This is a genomic window from Vibrio maerlii, assembly GCF_003415655.1.
Taxonomy (GTDB): Bacteria; Pseudomonadota; Gammaproteobacteria; order Enterobacterales; family Vibrionaceae; genus Vibrio; species Vibrio maerlii.
Genome location: NZ_QRHC01000002.1, coordinates 348,356 through 366,686 on the forward strand (window position 1 = coordinate 348,356; position 18,331 = coordinate 366,686).

Genomic DNA, 18,331 nt, shown 5'->3' on the forward strand with positions numbered 1-18,331 from the left:
AATATTATTGGCCTAGCTGATGAGCTGTTAGGATTGCTGAATAAACAGAATCCGCTGTTACCGGGAAAGGCATATTGTGAATCGTTTCGCCTTCTGCTGTTGCGCCCTCGGCAACTTCACGTAGTTTGTCGTGATTCAACTCTTTCACACCCATTTCAAATAGGTTGGTAGGCAGGCCGATGCTGCGGCAGAAGTTAATTACGGTTGTAATCTCTTCCATTGATGCGTTTTCAAGAACAAGCTGAGTTAGTGTGCCGAATGCCACTTTTTCACCGTGGTAAAGGTGGTGACACTCCTCTAGTTTGGTTAAGCCATTGTGGATAGCGTGCGCTGCTGCAAGACCGCTGCTTTCAAAGCCAATGCCACTTAGGTAAGTGTTTGCTTCAATGATGTTTTCTACCGCTTTTGAGCTCACACCATTTTCAACCGCTACCTTGGCTTTCAAGCCATCTTCTAGCAGCGTTTCGTAACATAGTTTTGCTAATGCTTGAGCGGAACGTGTTGGCGCACCACCAGCCATAGTCGCTTTACCCGAAGTCATATTTGCACGAGCTTCAAAGTAAGTGGAAAGCGCATCACCCATGCCTGCGACAAGCAGACGTACTGGCGCCTTCGCGATAACCGCTGTGTCCATCACTACCATGTTAGGGTTTTGAGGGAATAGTAAGTACTCGCTAAATTCGCCCTCTGGCGTGTAGATAACCGCAAGAGCAGAAGTCGGAGCATCTGTTGATGCAATCGTCGGAACCACCACAACAGGCACCTTCGAGTAATAAGCAACTGCTTTGGCTGTATCTAGCGTTTTACCACCACCGATACCGATGATTACGTCATGCTTTTGGGTAGCGGCGATATCGATAATGCGTTCGATTTCTTGACGAGAACACTCACCATTAAACTGATCCATAGCTAATGGCATATCTTCGTTTTGGAAGCTTTGTTTTACTGTGCCACCCACTAGACCTGTTACAAACTCATCAGCAATCGCCAGTGGGTTTTCACCCAACGCTTTTACATAACCGGCGATAGAGCCCAGTACGTTTTCACCTTGAACGTATTTACTTGGGCTAATAATAATCTTATCCATGTTCTTTGACCTTCTCTGTATTTCAACGTTGAAGCAATCCTAAATAAAGAACATCAATAACCTGTAGAATTTAATCTCTATTAATAAGTGAAGTTTGATTACCACATCAATTAACCTCACAAAATTAATACCGTCCATATTAAATTATTAACTCAGTCACATTTATCGACCACAGCCTGATTTTACGTTTCATATTGAAACACCCGTCATTTTCTAACCGTTCCACTTTGAAACGCACAAATAAAATTGCTGAGGTTAAGAGTGCGACTTAATATGGTTCCAGCCCTTTAGTTGCAAGGAATTTAAAAGAATAATGAAGAAGCTTATCAATAACGTTGAAAATGTAGTGCTAGACCAAGTTCAAGGCTTAGTCGCCTCCCGTCAGACGCTCAAACTCAATCAACACCCATGCTATATCTGGCATGAAGAATCCCCTCGCCAAGTTGCATTGGTATCAGGTGGGGCATCGGGACACGAGCCGATGCATACCGGATATGTCGGTGAAGGGATGCTCACCGGAGCCGTTCCTGGAGAGATATTCATTCGAGCGACACCGGATCAAATCTATGAATGCGCTAGTAAAGTAAGCCGAGATGAAGGCGTATTGTTCCTCGTCAAGAATTATGTTGGCGACGGTATGAACTTTAAACTGGCTGTAGAACTCCTTCACGCGGATGGTGTAAAAGTTGGCGCCGTCTTGATCGATGACGACATTGCAGTCAATGACAGCCTCTACACCTCTGGCCGTCGAGGAATGACCGGGACAGTGCTAGTGGAAAAAATCGTAGGTGCAGCAGCAGCAAAAGGATACTCCTTGGAGCAATGCGAAGAACTCGGTCGCAGGGTAAACAACAACTGTCGCTCAATCAGCGTCGCATTGAGCCCTTGTACTGTGCCAGCTGCCGATCAGCCCTCATTTGAACTAGGAAACAACGAAATAGAGTTCGGCATTGGTATTCATGGTGAACCTGGAATCGAGCGAATCGAATTCACCTCTGCGAATGATGTCGTCGACAAAATGTTCGTCGCGCTTAAAGAAAACATTCCCTATAGCAGAACCTTGCCGGTCTGGGATAAGGAAGAAGGGGGATGGGATGATCTCGAATCATCAGTCGATGATTTTGAATCAGAACACGACTATATCGCCATCGTTAATGGACTAGGTGGTACACCGAAATCAGAACTATACGTCGTATACAAGCGCTTGGCAGAAAACTGCGAAAGAGAAAACTTTCGACTTGCACGTAACTTAGTCGGCGAATACTGCACGGCTCTCAATATGGAAGGCATTTCAATCACACTGCTCAAGGCAGACAAAGAGATGATTGACCTCTTTGACGCACCGGTAAATACCGCAGCAATGACTTGGTAACTCTCGATATTGGGACAAAACTATGCAAATCGAAAAACAACAAATCGTGAATTGGCTCTCGCTCTGCGCCAAAGCCTACGATGAAAACAAAGATTTCCTTACTGACTTAGATCGTGACCTAGGCGACTCTGACCATGGTCTGCACATCAATCGTGGTTTTAAGATAGTTTCCGATAACTTGCCAACATTCGAAAAACAGAACATATCAACAATACTCAAAAATACCGGTATGACACTGCTTTACAATGTTGGTGGAGCAAGTGGTCCACTCTACGGAACACTTTTTGTACGAGCGGCAGCAGCAGTCGGTACTAGAGAGCAGCTCTCGTTTGAAGAGCTCATCGAGTCTCTAAAAAGTGGCGTAGATGGTATTGTCGCACGGGGTAAAGCCAATGTCGGCGATAAGACTATGTGTGATGTTTGGTTACCCGTAATTGAACAAATGCGCTCTCAAATAGCTACAGGGGCTCATATCGACTCTTTACTGGAGTGTATGGTTGCAACTGCGGAAAAAGGGGCTGTTTCAACGATTGAAATGCAAGCCTCAAAAGGCAATGCCAGTACGCTAGGCAAACGCAGCATCGGGCATCAAGACCCAGGAGCAACTTCGTCTCTCATCATGATCAAAGCTCTGGCACAGGCAATGAAAGGAAGTTAATCCACTAGCTTCAGGAATATCAAACCCAAGCTAATTATCAGCTTGGGTTTCAATGTTATTTAAGAGAAAAAGTAATTAGTTCGCTTCTAACATCTCTTCAAGTCCGTATTTTTTCACCTTACGCCATAGCGTCGTGCGTCCAATATTTAGCGCCTTAGCCATTTCTTGCATCCGACCATCAAACACCTTCCATGACTGGATAATCGCTTGCTTCTCTAACTCTTCTAGCGTCATAACCGAAGCAGCACTATCCGATTCTTGCTGTGCCTGCAATCTCACTTCATCTGGCAGATCAGCAACCTCAATGTGGTTAGCGCTGCGGTTCAATAAGAAACGCTCTACGATATTTCTTAGCTGAGAGTTATTTCCTGACCAGCGATAATTACACAGTGTATCCATCACATCACTATCAATCTCAATATCAACCTTATGTCTTTGCTCATAAATGTTTACCAACCTATGTACCATATGTTCAATATCTTCTGGCCTTGTTCTCAATGGTGGGATATGGAGCTCATTCGCAGAGAGATCGTAATAAAGCCTGCGCGCAAACGCTCCTTGCGCGACTTCTTCGGCAATATTTGCCGATGTCCCAGTGATCAATTGAAACTTAACCGTGATTAGCCTTTCGCTATCACTGCGGCTGATTAACCCCGTCTTTAGCAATTTAAGTAACGTTGCTTGCAATTCTGCGCCGAGCAACTCAATGTTCTCAATGTACAGAGTGCCATTTTGTGCCAGCTCGAATTTAGATAGTTGACCTTCCCCTTCATCATAACCAAGCACATCTCTCAGCAATTGATAAGGGTTGGTAGAACGACAGTTGAGCGAGATAAATGGCCCATCTCGATACTCACTTTCATTGTGTATAGCCATCGCCAAATCAGACTTACCAACGCCCTCCTCACCCGTGATTAATATCGGTGCTTGAGACTTGATCGCTCGTCGCGCCACTCGCATCACATGCTTCATTTTGCGAGACGTATAGGCAAGATTTTCAAAGGTATACGTTGCTGAACTGGCTGATTGCTGTAGTGCTAACTCATGAAACTTGTCTACCGGGTGGATGAAGAGAAGGTGCGTTCCATCGGACATACAGCGATAGGTCACAATCGCTTCGATAAATCGACCGTCAATCTCAAAGGTGGTTTGCTTCCTGCGCACCATCTCGCCCTGCTTGATACTGCTCACGATGTTTGGTGCAAATCGAATCACATTAAAGATATCTCTATCTAACAAATCATTACTGTGAACGTTAAGCAATTTCTCAGCTTGGCTACTGGTGTACGAGATAAGATTTTCACTGTCCCAAGAGATAATGCCATCGTCCATATACTCCAACGCTGCACTATGCGCCGATTGAAGCCTATTCATGCTTTCTTGTTCACTTTCGATATGAAGCTGCAAGCTCACCTCTCGAGCGCAAGAAGAGGCGATGACGATATTCTCTCGCTTGTACTCTTCGGCGTATCGCACTAGATAAATCGTACCGCGCAACTTGCCGTAAGTATCAATGATTGGCGCTGCTGCCGTTCCAATACCGTGCATATCACGCTTGAAGTGGTCTCCAGCAAACACTTCGCAAGGCATGTTGGTTTCCATTGCGAAGCTCACTGCATTAGTGCCGACTTTGTCTTCCGTTAAAAAACACCCGACTTTAATGCCCAAAGCTTCCATTTTTTCTTCCAACTCACGATGCCCCACATGCGACATGACGCAACCATTGTCATCAGTCACCAGCAACAGCAATTTTTCACTACGAAGCAGATCATGCATGTCTTCCGTTACTCTCACCGCGCAATTAATGATGCGTTCATTCCGCCTTCTTAACGAAGTAAGCGTAAAACCGGATGCAATATGAGGGCGAGTCCACTTGTAGGCACTCATTTGCTTAATGCAACGTTGCCATGACTGGAAAATTGGAGAGTAGGCAAATTCAGGTGAAACCCATTGGTGTTTCTGAAAAAACTCCCAGCGAGTCTTACTGTCTTCAATCGAATGCATTGAGGTAGAGGGGATCATGATTACTAATTTAGTCGTATTCTAGCGCGGTTATTGTTTGGAGTTATTCGTCTTAATCACAGTTATGCCCTTTTTAGGAACAGTTTACTTGCGGTGATACCCTTGTCACAGCAGGCTTTATCGTTGATGTTTTCTTTATGTAAACGACCAGTGAAAGAACGATCAATAATCCACCAAACAGTTTTTGGGTCGCCAACACTTCTCCCAAGATCACGCCACTGAGTATCAACGTCCAAATCGGCTCTAAGATCATAATCAAAGAAGCGGTTTCGACATTCACTTTGGACTGACCGACAGTCTGTAAAATGAAACGAAAAGCGGTAGCTACCAGCGTTGATATAAAGAACCAAAACACAAAAATTTGTGAAAAGGTAACCTGCTCAGCACTTATTCCTAACACCTTTGACCAAACCAACCCAGAAATGCCAATAGCGATCATCTGGACACACATGGCCGCAACAGGCTTTACCGAATTAGTAATCTGCTTATTCAACACAAAATGGATAGAAAATAGAATGGAGGAAAATAGGAAAACAACCTGGCTCTCTTCAAGTTGCCACCCGGAGGTTAAGGTCATCAACATCAAACCAATCACGGCAATCGGTAATGCTAACCAGAATGCTTTGTTTGGTTTCTTTTTAAACATAACCCATGCTGTAAACGGTGAGATAATCATAGCTAAACTAACAATGAAACCACCTTCAGCAAGGGTGTTAGTAATTGAGATAGCGTAGATCCAGACTTGCATAGCCACAGACATCAGCAATCCAATGGCAGCAACCTTAGCTATTTGTACAACACTATGAGTAGAAAGTTCTCGGATACACAAGGGCAGAATCGCTAAGCCTGCGATCAAAAACCGTGTCGCTATAAATAGTTCTCCAGGCATCGACTCAACCACTACTTTTGCCGCCACCCAGCCAATACCAGCCAGCAACGACGTAATTAGCAGTAATGTTTCTCCTCGCATGGTTCTTCCTCAAATAGTCAACGTGACGCTTTGCCACTCTTGTATCTACTTAAGTACCAGTAAACCGTTCTAGCTCCAATCGACACGATTACGTTTCCTATTGAAACGTCAAATCAAAAACCAACGTTCCAAAATGAAACGGAAGTTCCCAATTTTCCCCAAGAAACAGACCTATGTATCACTTTAATTGCTTTGTCTATTTGTTAACCAGCATGTTTGACTGCGAGATCAAGAAAATCACCCTCAAAGACCCACTCATTCTTCATAAATCTATCACCTACACCTAGGATATTGGCAAATCGACCAAGTTTAAGGAAATCCAATGCTGATCGGCTTCGATAACACGACTTAACGCACGATATATCTCTATCTTTTCTTATAGCATAGGCACTAATTGATATTTATTAAGACCTAGATCTCAACCATCGATTATTTAGCGTGAAACTTAACCTCTATAAATGTAGAGCATTAATAATGTGCAATTATTTTTATAATAATAACATTAAGCAATATTAATATCTGCACACTCTAACTCTACCTAAAAACTATATAACATTGCTAACGATTGGTTGCTTAAATGTAACGGACATTATTTATGAGCAACATATTAAGATATAAAATATTTCTCCCCCCTTTGTTATTACTACTTATAGCAGTATTCACAAGTTTTATTAACTTGCCCGCATTCTTAGACGTGACAACTAAGATAAATAACTGGATCTTAAACACTTTCGACTGGTTATTTTCACTTGGCGCTTTCGTCATGGTTGTGACCTGTATATTGGTATTTATCTCGCCATTGGGATCAATGAAGCTTGGCGGATCCGATGCGAAGCCTCTTTTGAGCACATGGCGATGGGGATCCATTACTATCTGTACCACAACAGCAGCAGGTATGTTGTTTTGGGCGACCGCAGAACCTCTTTACCATCTGTATGCGCCACCAGCATCAATGAACCTAGCAGCTGGTAGCCCAGAAGCAGCTGAGTTTGCGCTTTCAACTATGTATATGCATTGGTCATTCACACCATTTGCTATCTATGCCATCCCTGCACTCTCTTTTGCTCTGGCTTATTACAACCTAAGCAGCCGCTTCTCTATCAGTGCGGCACTACAGCCTATTCTTGGAAAGCGTTTTTCAGGAAGTGTTGGTGGAACCGTAGACTCTATCTCCATGTTCGCTTTGGTCGCGGGTATGGCATCATCTTTGGGTACAGGTGCATTAGTTTTATCAAGCGGCATTGCTAAAGTAACCGGTTGGGCAAACAGTGCAACATTACTTGGATTAGTGATTGCTTTGATTGTGGTTTGCTTTGTGGCGTCTTCTGTTTCTGGTTTGCACAAAGGCATTGCTCGACTCTCATCAGTCAATACCTTCATTTTCATCATCATTGCATTAACGGCTTTGTTCTTTGGACCAACGAAAACCATCATCGCCAACGGAGGCAACGCTATTGTGGATTACGCCTCTGAATTTGTGACCCGCAGTTTCTCCCTTCAACTAGCAGAGGGTGATAATTGGGCGAAAAGCTGGACCGTTTTCTACTGGGCTAATTGGTTGGCTTGGGCACCTATTGTTGCTCTGTTTTTGGGAAAAATAGCTCGCGGACACACAGTTAGAGCCTTCTTGTTGGTCAATCTAATTGTCCCAGCGACTTTCTCATTGCTTTGGATGGCTATCTTCTCTGGCATGATCTTGGAGCTCGATCTAAGCAGCAATGGCGCCTATTTCGCAATACTAAATGAAAGTGGCCCTGGTGCGGTAATCTACGGTCTGCTTGAACAGCTACCAGCTCCAATGCTACTGATTTGCTTGTTTATCTTTATTGCTTTCTTGGCGTATGTGACAGCAGCAGATTCAAATACCGAAGCGATTTCATCTCTGTGTATTGAGTCGGATACAGAACAAGAGGAAAAAGCCCAGAAGGTAAAAAGTCATCTCAAAATTTTATGGGGCAGCATCATCGCATTGGTTGCCTGGTTTATGACAGCATTCTCCGGGATCGACGGAATAAAAATGATGTCAAACCTCGGAGGCTTACCTGCGCTATTTGTCGTCATCGCAATGAACGCCTCTTTATTAGTATGGATAGCAAAAAGCTATCAATCTAATTCAAGAACTGTATCGACTTCGAAAGCGACAAACCCTTCCACTTAATAACTCCAATTACTAGGGTCTGTTGACCTTTCGAGCTGGTTTTTGCAGCAGTTTGTGGGAAATTTCTACAAGGCAGAGGCTTTGATGTGTAGCTAGCCTACATGAGAAGCCGATAACGCAGTAGAAATGAAGCACAAACGCTGCCCGAAGGGTTCGGCTAAAATCGTTTTATGCTTTGTTAAGGGGTATTTACTTAGAGTGACTAGGCTACACACCCCTTGCCGCGCCTAAAACGATTTTATCTCGAACAAAATTTAACCTCGAAAGGTCAACAGACCCTAATTAAGACCACAGAAAAGAGCAGAGGCGACCCTCTGCTCTTTTCCGAATATTAGTTACATTGGTTACCATGACGAACAACGCAAAACACCAATAAAATGACCCAATGGCACCAATATTTAATTAGTGATGGTTTCTGTGTGCATATACTGAAATATGGCTAGGTGTTATGACCGTTATAGGTGCTCATATGCGAAGACTTTTTGTGCTTTCTTTCGTCATACTTTTGTCTGGATGTGCAACCTATGGTGATCCAGTTAATGAACCTTTGACAGACAATAAACCAGCGTCCTCGCGCTATTCCTATGCAAGCTCTGTAGAACGATACAATTCTGGGGATGCAATGGTTGTGGTTTCCATTTCTGGTGGCGGCACGCGTGCGTCTGCTTTTTCTTACGGCGTAATGAAAGCGCTAAAAGAGCAACCTCTGGTTAAAAAAGGTCAAACCGTCTCTGTTTTGGAGGAGGTTGATAAGATCAGCTCTGTATCTGGCGGTAGCTTCACCGCTGCCTATTATGGGCTGTATGGAGATAGATTATTTTCGGATTTTGAACAGGACTTTCTCTATGACGATGTGAGTAATTCTCTATTTTGGCGTCTTATGAATCCTGGCCTCTGGTTCTCAACCTCAGGCATTACTCAAGAAGCAGTCGCATATTATGAGCGTGAACTTTTCAAAGGTGCGACGTTCTCTGATATTGACCAAAATAATCGCCCACTGATTGTCATCAATGCTTCAGACCTTGGGGGTGGAGTTCGTTTCTCATTTATTCAAGAGTACTTTGACCTACTCTGTTCCGATATCTCTAGTTACCCAATATCACAAGCGGTTGCCGCATCTTCCTCAGTACCCGTTTTATTCAATCCGATTGTCTTAGAAAACCACCAAGGGTGTCGCAATAACAATATGTTGCAGTTTACCGATCCTGACAAGCTCAATATGGTCACGGCATCGACGGTCAAAGGATTACAAAAGTACTCTGACAAATCTAACAATCAATATATTCATTTAGTCGATGGCGGTATCACCGATAACTTAGGATTGCTTTCTCTTTACGACATGATGGCCATTAGGGGCGGCCAGGTGAGCTTTTTCAATCAAATCAACGCAAGGGTTATGCCCTTCGTCGTGTTTATATCAATCGATGCCTCTACCGATTCAGTCACGAGAATCGGTCAATCCACAAAAGAGCCAAGCATTGCAGATACTCTCAAGCATATGAGCAGTATTCAGATTCATCGCTATAACGACATCACTAAGAACTTAATGAAAGAATCTTTAAACAATAAATCAGCCTATACCCTTTCAGATGGTGAGCCAGTAAAAGCCTATTTCATCGACATCAATCTGCAAAACGTTGAAGACAAAGACTTAAAGTACTATCTCAACAACATCCCCACCGACCTTAACCTGGAAGCAGAACAGGTCGAGTCATTGATCGCAGAGGGGCGGAGTCAAACCCTAAATCACCCTGAATTCAAAAGGTTTATCAATGAAATGGAAGCATGGTAAGCAAACGCTAAATCCAGCGACGCACTCTCGCTTTGTAATGTCTGTATTCTTCACCAAAATGCTGTTCTAGCGCTTGCTCTTCAGGCTTTATCTGAAAGATCGTAATGTAAACGATGAAGCCTGCAACTCCCAACATGCACAACGGGGTTGTTAAATAGACTGCCCATGCCGTTAAGAAGAAAACCAGCCCGAGATACATAGGGTTGCGGGAGAACTTATAGGTTCCTTTAGAGACGAGCGAACTGGTAGCATCAGGGTTTAAAGGATTGATGGTGGTTTTGTGTTTCCAAAACCAATATAGGCTGGTGACATCAATCAAGATACCGATGATCGTCAGCAGAAAAGCGAGACTGGTGGTGAGTATGGCATCTAACTCAATGGGGGAAAATAGGCGTGAACACCACCACATCAACAGGGCAAAACACAACATAACGATGGGAGGCGGAATCTTCTTATCTAACATTTAAACCAAATCTCCCTGACTTACGTGTATCTTGACTATTCAGAGCTAAACGTAATAGAACCGTAGTAGCTCTCGGCGGATGATGAACTGTTATCGGTATCTGTCATTAAGGCTACGACATCAATGTACCGATAGCTTTTTTGATTGGCTTCTTTGCTACCCTTGTCACCAAATACATCGATCATATCTTGGAAAACATTTCTCTTTTCTGCATACCACTCACCAACACCAGAACTACCATCACGCACAGAGAGCATCTTTACCTTTGACCCGGCAAAAGGGTTATCCCATTGCTGACCCATTTCACTTGAACAGGACCAGACATAGTTAATTGCGCGAGCATTCCATGGAACCAAAGTGCCATTTCTTACAAGGTAGATTCGAGCAGCGTAATCATCCCCTTCCTTGGTATCTTCTGGTAAGCATTTGAGCTTGTTGTCTATTTTCCAGCTCCAATTGATATATGGTGTTTTATGAATATCAATTCGTTGCCTGAAGACCAAACCTGAGGCGGCGCCTTCGCTCTGTGCATGGAGAACATCGTCTGAAGATAAAATCTTATAATTGGTTTCACCGGAGAAGATTTTAGCTTCCCATTGATGAAATTCCTCTTCATTAAACTTGGGTAACTCAACGATCATTTCAGAAGAATGTGCAAAGAAACTCGTCAATGCGAGTACAGACCACCAATTTTTCATGTTCGCTCCATCTATTCCATTCTGTTGCGCCCATTATCTATACGCTAACTTCAACACCATCGTGGCAATATCACTCAGAAATACTTGAGGAAAAACACCACTGTTTAGCTTAAACAAAAAAGAGCCCATAGAAATTAGAGCGAGTTAACCCAGTTAATCTTTCAGTTATTTCCTGCTCTCATAGGGCAGAGCTTACTTAGGTTTAGATAGCTACCGAATCTTGTGACCGCTCTCAATAGCCATAACTTATGGCTAGCGCTGATTAATCAATCGGCGAATCGATGGCAGTAAGTCCGATGCCAACATACCAACCTGACCAAATTGCTCTGCATTATCATCAGCAGCGAGACTGTGAATCAAAGTGCCCAGTGTTGCTGCATGCATTGGTGTGTAGCCCTGGCCGAGCAACGAAGTGATCACCCCAGCTAGCACATCGCCCGTGCCGCCAGTCGCCATACCTGCATTTCCCGCATGACAAACAACGGTGTTTTCCCCATCACATACCAAGGTGCCCGCGCCTTTTAATACTGTAATACATTGATACTTAAGACAAAGAGCTTTAGCGGCATGAAAACGATCAGCTTCCACCTCAGAAATAGTACAATCGAGCAACATCGCTGCTTCTCCGGGGTGAGGCGTGATAATGATGTTTCCTGAAGGGCGAGTATTTTCATTACTCTTGGCCAACCAAGATAGGCCATCGGCATCAATCACAATTGGAATCTGCTTGTTGATAGAAACGTGCTCTTCGACTTGTTTATATACGGCTCCTCCCCACGCATCACGCCCCAGGCCCACACCTACGCAGATCGCGGAGCACCAACCTAAACGAGCTGATAATTTTGTTTGGTCTGCCACCATAGCCTCTGGGAGTAATGAACGTATTGGATTAGCGCTCGATGGGTGACAAACTACGGCGCCGAGACCGGCTCCTGAACGAAGCGCTGCTGCTGATGCAAAATAGACGGCTCCGCTCATCCCATCGTCACCACCAACGATAAGCAGCTTTCCATGACTTCCCTTGTGGGAATCAGCGTCTCTGGTTTTAAGGGACTTTAGCCATTTTTCGTTAGTCAATAAGGCAGTCGGTAGGTTTTGCTCGATAAAAACATTATCTACACCAAGCCCTGCAAATAGTATCTCACCAGTACATCTTCGAGCTTGTCCAGTTACAGTACCTAGTTTCATTGCGATAAAGGTAACGGTGATTTCAGCTCTGATGGCACAGCCTAAGATCTTCCCTGTATCGGTATTAAGTCCAGAAGGAGTATCAATAGCGACAACAGGAAGCTCACTCTGGTTAATCAATTCAATCACTTCTTGAGCATTAGGTCTGACACTACCAGTTATCCCGGTCCCCAGAATGCCATCAACAATGAGTTCGATATTTTCATTCAAGCTCTCTTTCGGGCTCTCAATGATTCCACCCGCATCCAAATAAAGCTGTTTGGCACGATTCGCGTCACCGCTAAGCTGATGATGATCACCAAATTGCCACAAACTCACCGTGTAGCCAGATTGCATCGCTAAGCGAGCTATCACATAACCATCACCACCATTGTTGCCCTTTCCCGTAACAACCAGTATGTGACGGCAGTGAGAGTAACGTTGATCAATAACATCAAACACCGCTTGGCCTGCTCGCTGCATTAACTCAAACATCTCGATATTGAGAGCATTAACCGCCTCTCTTTCACGTTCTCGCACAGTCGAGGATAGATAGAGTTGTTCAGGAAGCGATTGACTTGTGGTCGTTGGTAGCATGGTTAAGCCTCAGTAAATAAGTGGCTTTTTCATGTTAGCAAAGCGAGGGAAGAATAATGTAGCTTAAGCCGCAAAGTTGAAGCTGTATTGATTTGATTGCAAAAACGAGAGAAATAAAAAAGAGGAGCCAAATGGCCCCTCTCTTCTACATGTTGACTGACACTTACAGCTTGGGCTGACAGGCTTCCGCCATATCTTGCGCGGTTTTAGCAATAATCACTCGAGTGTAGTTTTCATCAGACCATTCCAATGAATGAATGTAATGAAGTACAAGTCGATGTGTACGCTCGCCAGTGATGATGACTTCAACTAGCTCTTTATCTTGCGAGTTTTGCTGCTTGTATTCCTGCACACACTTTTCAAGTACAGGGTACCAGTTCGTTAGGTTCGGCTGATAACTCGGCTTCTTAACGGGTGTCCCACCATAAATCGCCACCAGATCAAAATCTGACTTTGCCGGTTTTGCAAACAAAAGAACGTACAGAGGGAGAATGATTGCCACAAAGACCATTGCACGGGTCATATACTGACTAAACGCAGGTGATAGCTTATTTACCTTATTCACTTCAGATGCGACTTCAGCCTCAACGGCCGGTTGTGCATTGACTCTAGAAGGCTGCTCTACGGAAACGGGCGTTGCTTCAACAAGCGGTTTTACAGGTAATGGTGGCGTTCGCTCAATCTCACAAACCAGAACGTAACCCCGCTTAGGTACGGTTTTAACGAACATCGGGGATTTTATCGAGTCATTCAACACTCGACGTAAGTTAGAGATCGCCTGAGTAAGACTAGAGTCATCGACTTCAAAGCCCCTTTCCTTCCACACAAACTCGTAAAACTCATTACGTGAGACGGTTCTATTCGGGTTTTCACACAAGAGTAGAAGAATTCGGCTCTCATTCGCACCGATATGAGTGACCTCTCCTTCCTCATTCAATAGGGTATTGGCCACCGGGTTGAAATCCAGCTGACCAGCAAGATGAAATTTTAGTTCGGTGCTACTCATACTTACTCTAATTAAGAATGAACCCTAAAATATTGGGAACAATAGTAAAATTCTTATCGACTAACCCACCATAATCCAATGGGTAGGTAACTTTAAATCAATTTACACAAATTTGCAGTACAGAAAATTACATCACCTGCATAGTAAATGAAGAATTAGATATGAAGATCTGGGCTATGTATTTTTAGGTTATATTTATTAAAGACAAGCGCTGTCAGCAAAAATAACTGCAACAACTCTGAGCCAGTGTCAGGCGTGCCTCGACTCGTTTTATCACTATGCAGAGCACCATGTTTACTCCACATAGATTGCAATTTCCTTACTGAATAAGCATAAAAGTCGCAACAGCGGCTAAGATGCAACCAAGGCTGCGATTGATCCACCTCAAGTACTTATCTGACTTGATAACATAATTAAGAGTGCCTCCAAAATACGCCCAGATACACATTCCCACCGCGCCAATAATGATGAATGACGTAAAAACAAACGTCACCTCCATTGTAGATGCTCTCTCATGGGGTAGAAACTGTGTCAGTACAGTGAGTACTCCGACCCAGACTTTAGGGTTAAGAAGTTGAATAAATACGCCAGACAAAAAGCCTTGGTGATCTTTCTTAGGCGACGCTTTTCCATTTGATGAGATAAGCCCCCACGCTAGATAAAACAGATAAGATATTCCTGCAAACTTGAGCGTTAAATACACGCTAGGATACATAAGGAGAATGTTACTTAGCCCTAGAAGACTTCCAGCCATTATAACTGTTACGCCAAATGAGCTTCCTGCAATGAAAGGCAGTGTCGATCTAAAGCCATACCGACTTGATAAGCCCAGCAGAGCAATGTTACCTGCACCCGGAGCGATTGATATTGAGCAAGAAAATAATAAAAAAGCCATTACTAATTGTGAACTCATATGCGCCTCTTAAAGAAAAGTTGAGAACCCTAATCTTAAAGAAAGCGCTAGAAATAAGATTGCCATTAACACTATCATTAGGGACCATTTGAGCAGAAAAATTCAGATTTAGTCATGATTGAGAAAGAAATCCCCACACCAGAGCTTGATGAGATTGATATGTCTATATTGCGCATTATTCAGAAGGAGGGGCGAATCAGTAACAGTAAGCTCGCAGAAAGAGTCAATCTGAGTGAGACACCTTGTTGGCGTCGTTGGAAAAAACTGGAAGAATCTGGCTATATTGATAATTACACGGCAGTTTTAAACCGCAAAAAACTGAACTTACCCGTATCCGGGTTTACTCATGTCACACTAAGTAACCATGATGAAGTAAGCACGAGTCCATTCGAAAAATTTGTAGAGTCAGTAGATTGGATCACCATGTGCCACTGCATTGTGGGTAATGCCGATTACATCGTACTTATTATCGCCAAAGACCTTGAGCAATTATATGAGCGCCTTAACGAGCTGAGAAAAGTGGCGGGTGTAACGGCGCTTCAATCGAATATATCTATCCATGAACTCAAAAATACCGCTCAACTTCCTATTGATTAACAGGAATTGCCAAGTATTGAAGGGCAAGTAATACCATCACTTGCCCTTGTCATTAATCCTCTGCTGTTAAGGTGCCGAATCGATCTCTACGGGCAAATAATGCTTCGGTTCTAACTTGAGCCATTCTGGCAAAATGGTCCCAATCGAGATTGATGACCACGTACCACTCAACACACCAATGAACATCGCTGTCGAGAACCCTTGTAGTGCGCCACCACCAAGAATCCACAATGCTCCCACAGTGATCAGCGTAGTGCCCGATGTCACCATAGTGCGAGAGAAAGTAGTGATGATTGACTGGTCGTTAATCTTGCTCGTATCCCAGTCTTGTTTAGAGATAAGCAGCTCACGAATACGGTCAGCAATGATGATTGAGTCATTCAGTGAGTAACCAAGGATTGCCAGAATCGCAGCAAATACGGTGAGGTTGAACTCCATTTGCGTGAAAGCAAAGAAGCCAAGAACCAACAACACATCATGACCCAGTGCGAACAACGAACCGCTCGCCAAGCGCCATTCAAAGCGGAAACACAAGTACGCAAGAATCGCTAGTACGGTGATAAGCAGCGCCAAGCCACCTTGTTCAAACAGCTCCTGACCCACTTGTGCGCCAACGATGCTGTTGCTGATCACCTCTACTTTTGAAGAGATTGGCGACAGGATTTCTGCCACTTGTGGCGCCGCTACCTCACCCTCTGGTGCTAAGTAACGAATCACCCAGCGACCTTCTTCTCCCGATTGAGTAATAGAAGCTGAATCACCTAATTCTGGTCTTAGGGTATTCAGCAATTGGTTTTGATTTAGCTGTGGGTCAACCTTAACTTCCGTGACCATACCGCCAGTGAAATCCAAACCCAGATTTAGGCCATTCATTGCAAGGCTGATGGACGACACCACCATAAGCAGAATCGAAACGAAGGTCGTGAAGTAACGAATCTTACGAATATTTTGTTTTAGCATTTCAATCATGATTACACCCTTACATCACGGCGGCCATCGCGGCCCCAAACTAGATTGATCATTGCTCGCGAGGCAAACACGCCCGTGAACATACTGGTTAGCAGGCCAAGACCCAGTGTCAAAGCAAAGCCTTGGATTGGACCATTACCTATGGTGTAAAGGATCACGGCTGTGATCATGGTGGTGATGTTGGCATCAAGAATGGTGGAAAAAGCACTGTCAAACCCCGTATCAATGGCTTGTGCGAAACTGCGACCTTCGCGCATTTTGTCTTTGATACGCTCAAAAATAATAACGTTAGTATCCACTGCCATACCGACAGTTAGCACTAAACCTGCGATACCAGGAAGGGTTAATACTGCGCCTGGAATTAGTGCAATAAGACCTAACAGACACAACATGTTTGCACACAATGCAATGTTCGCAACCCAACCTAAACGGCGGTACCAGCACGCCATAAACATAAGAGTTAAGCCCATACCAAGTGCAAGGGCAGCAAAGCCATTTGCGATGTTTTCTGCACCTAGTGATGCGCCTATAGTGCGCTCTTCAACAATGGTAACGGGCGCAGTGAGTGAACCTGCACGCAACAGTAAGGCCAGCTCTTGTGCATCGGCCATACTTCCAGCCCCCGTAATACGGAACTGGCTACCCAACTTAGCTTGGATGGTCGCGACGCTAATCACGCGCTCATCAAGCTGAGTCTCGCCACGTTGATTCGTGGTGTACTCACGATATACCGTCGCCATTGGTTTGCCGATGTGAGCACCAGAGAAGTCACTCATCTTCTTACCACCAGCTTGATCTAGTGAGATATTCACCTCAGACATACCCATCTCCCCGACACCAGCTCGAGCATTGACAATGTGCTCACCCGTAAGCACTGGGCGTTTAGCTAGAACCACATTGCGACCATCACTATCAGGAAGCACCAAGCTTTGAAGGCTGCGAGCTTGGTCGCTGTCTTTTACTTCATAGAAAGCAAGGCTTGCGGTTGCACCAATCACGTTTTTAGCTTGTGCTGGGTCTTGAACACCAGGAAGCTCAATACGAATATGGTCTTTGCCTTGGCGCTGAACCATGGCTTCAGTAATGCCTAGTTCTTCAATTCGGCCACGCATGATTTTCAGGTTTTGCTGGATAGTCGTGGTCTGAAATTCTTGAATATTTTGTTCACTAGGTTGAAGCTCAAAGCCATTATCAACTCTCGTGATTTGCCAACCCGTATAGTTTTGTTGAGCAAATTTCTGAGCAGCTTGAACGCCTTGCAAGTTTTGACTGGTCACAACAATTTGATTATTGGCTTTAGTTCGAACCTGGACGCCTCGGATACGTTTCTCACGCAAGTTTGCTTTGAGCTCATCAACCAATGCATTGCGCTGCTCTTCAAACGCTTTATCAACGTCCACATGCAGCAGGAATTGCACTCCACCACGTAGATCTAGGCCTAACTTGATAGGCCTAAACCCCAAATCACCAAGCCAACCCGGAGCAACAGAAACGTATGAGAAGGTGATCGTATCTTCTTCACCTAATTGTTGATTAAGCAGTTCACGAGCGTGACTTTGGTCATTCTCGTTGTCAAAAACGATGATCGCCTTGTCACTCTCTTCGGTGATCTTGGCCGCGGAGATACCATCACTTTTTAACTGACGGTCAAGTTCCAGCGCTGATTGTTTGGCAGCACTGTTTGCCGAATAAGAAATTTGAATTGAGGGCTGCTCGCCAAACCAAGTTGGGATAGCGCTTAGAGTTAAGATAATTATTGTTGTGATCAGCACAACGTATTTCCACGCCGAGTACTTATTCAGCACACGACGATTTGCGGTGTTTTTCTTCATATACCGTGTATCCCTTCGAAGATACCAATC

General features: G+C 44.2%; 16 protein-coding genes. 5 read left to right on the forward strand and 11 right to left on the reverse strand.

Features of this window, described 5'->3' with window-relative positions; translation table 11 throughout:
* Positions 1 to 4 precede the first annotated feature (4 nt).
* On the reverse strand, positions 5 to 1,087 hold the full coding sequence (locus DPF91_RS02550) for a glycerol dehydrogenase (RefSeq protein WP_117232858.1): 1,083 nt from the start codon (positions 1,085 to 1,087) through the stop codon (positions 5 to 7).
* Between the two features lie 313 nt (positions 1,088 to 1,400).
* On the opposite strand from DPF91_RS02550, the gene dhaK reads away from it, so the two are divergent.
* The gene (gene dhaK / locus DPF91_RS02555; RefSeq protein WP_117232859.1) at positions 1,401 to 2,459 is read left to right on the forward strand and encodes a dihydroxyacetone kinase subunit DhaK; all 1,059 of its coding nucleotides are present in this window, start codon (positions 1,401 to 1,403) and stop codon (positions 2,457 to 2,459) included.
* A 22-nt stretch (positions 2,460 to 2,481) separates the two neighbouring features.
* Positions 2,482 to 3,117 carry a dihydroxyacetone kinase subunit DhaL gene (gene dhaL, locus DPF91_RS02560; RefSeq protein WP_117232860.1) on the forward strand — a complete coding sequence of 212 codons (636 nt, stop codon included), beginning with the start codon at positions 2,482 to 2,484 and terminating at the stop codon, positions 3,115 to 3,117.
* A 75-nt stretch (positions 3,118 to 3,192) separates the two neighbouring features.
* Here the strand turns inward: dhaL and dhaR are convergent, their stop codons facing one another.
* Both dhaR and DPF91_RS02570 read right to left on the reverse strand, forming a co-directional pair.
* Positions 3,193 to 5,121 (reverse strand): dihydroxyacetone kinase operon transcriptional regulator DhaR, encoded by a 1,929-nt coding sequence (gene dhaR, locus DPF91_RS02565; RefSeq protein WP_117232861.1) that lies wholly within the window; start codon positions 5,119 to 5,121, stop codon positions 3,193 to 3,195.
* A gap of 91 nt (positions 5,122 to 5,212) precedes the next feature.
* A complete protein-coding gene (locus tag DPF91_RS02570) occupies positions 5,213 to 6,109 on the reverse strand; it encodes a DMT family transporter (protein WP_117232862.1) in 897 nt (298 codons plus the stop codon).
* A gap of 595 nt (positions 6,110 to 6,704) precedes the next feature.
* Here DPF91_RS02570 and DPF91_RS02575 point away from each other — a divergent pair.
* Positions 6,705 to 8,267, forward strand: a complete 1,563-nt coding sequence (locus DPF91_RS02575) for a BCCT family transporter (protein WP_117232863.1) — start codon at positions 6,705 to 6,707, stop codon at positions 8,265 to 8,267.
* 469 nt (positions 8,268 to 8,736) lie between these two features.
* A complete protein-coding gene (locus DPF91_RS02585; RefSeq protein ID WP_164684005.1) occupies positions 8,737 to 10,059 on the forward strand; it encodes a patatin-like phospholipase family protein in 1,323 nt (440 codons plus the stop codon).
* Between the two features lie 7 nt (positions 10,060 to 10,066).
* Here DPF91_RS02585 and DPF91_RS02590 read toward each other — a convergent pair whose 3' ends face one another.
* From DPF91_RS02590 to DPF91_RS02610, 6 genes are all read right to left on the reverse strand, one after another.
* Positions 10,067 to 10,522 (reverse strand): methyltransferase family protein, encoded by a 456-nt coding sequence (locus tag DPF91_RS02590; protein ID WP_117232865.1) that lies wholly within the window; start codon positions 10,520 to 10,522, stop codon positions 10,067 to 10,069.
* A gap of 35 nt (positions 10,523 to 10,557) precedes the next feature.
* Positions 10,558 to 11,220 (reverse strand): DUF3047 domain-containing protein, encoded by a 663-nt coding sequence (locus DPF91_RS02595; protein ID WP_117232866.1) that lies wholly within the window; start codon positions 11,218 to 11,220, stop codon positions 10,558 to 10,560.
* Positions 11,221 to 11,472: 252 nt separating this feature from the next.
* Positions 11,473 to 12,984 (reverse strand): NAD(P)H-hydrate dehydratase, encoded by a 1,512-nt coding sequence (locus DPF91_RS02600; RefSeq protein ID WP_117232867.1) that lies wholly within the window; start codon positions 12,982 to 12,984, stop codon positions 11,473 to 11,475.
* Between the two features lie 163 nt (positions 12,985 to 13,147).
* Positions 13,148 to 13,990: a winged helix-turn-helix domain-containing protein gene (locus DPF91_RS02605; RefSeq protein WP_117232868.1), complete on the reverse strand. Its 843-nt coding sequence runs from the start codon at positions 13,988 to 13,990 to the stop codon at positions 13,148 to 13,150.
* Between the two features lie 155 nt (positions 13,991 to 14,145).
* On the reverse strand, positions 14,146 to 14,295 hold the full coding sequence (locus DPF91_RS22000) for a hypothetical protein (protein WP_164684007.1): 150 nt from the start codon (positions 14,293 to 14,295) through the stop codon (positions 14,146 to 14,148).
* A 14-nt stretch (positions 14,296 to 14,309) separates the two neighbouring features.
* A complete protein-coding gene (locus DPF91_RS02610; protein WP_117232869.1) occupies positions 14,310 to 14,903 on the reverse strand; it encodes a LysE family translocator in 594 nt (197 codons plus the stop codon).
* Positions 14,904 to 15,017: 114 nt separating this feature from the next.
* Here DPF91_RS02610 and DPF91_RS02615 point away from each other — a divergent pair, with 114 nt between their 5' ends.
* Complete coding sequence (locus tag DPF91_RS02615; protein WP_117232870.1) at positions 15,018 to 15,500, forward strand: Lrp/AsnC family transcriptional regulator; 483 nt, start codon at positions 15,018 to 15,020, stop codon at positions 15,498 to 15,500.
* Between the two features lie 66 nt (positions 15,501 to 15,566).
* On the opposite strand, the gene secF is transcribed toward DPF91_RS02615, so the two are convergent.
* Both secF and secD read right to left on the reverse strand, forming a co-directional pair.
* Positions 15,567 to 16,469 carry a protein translocase subunit SecF gene (gene secF, locus DPF91_RS02620; RefSeq protein ID WP_117232871.1) on the reverse strand — a complete coding sequence of 301 codons (903 nt, stop codon included), beginning with the start codon at positions 16,467 to 16,469 and terminating at the stop codon, positions 15,567 to 15,569.
* A 2-nt stretch (positions 16,470 to 16,471) separates the two neighbouring features.
* Positions 16,472 to 18,301 (reverse strand): protein translocase subunit SecD, encoded by a 1,830-nt coding sequence (secD, locus tag DPF91_RS02625; protein ID WP_117232872.1) that lies wholly within the window; start codon positions 18,299 to 18,301, stop codon positions 16,472 to 16,474.
* Positions 18,302 to 18,331: the final 30 nt, after the last annotated feature.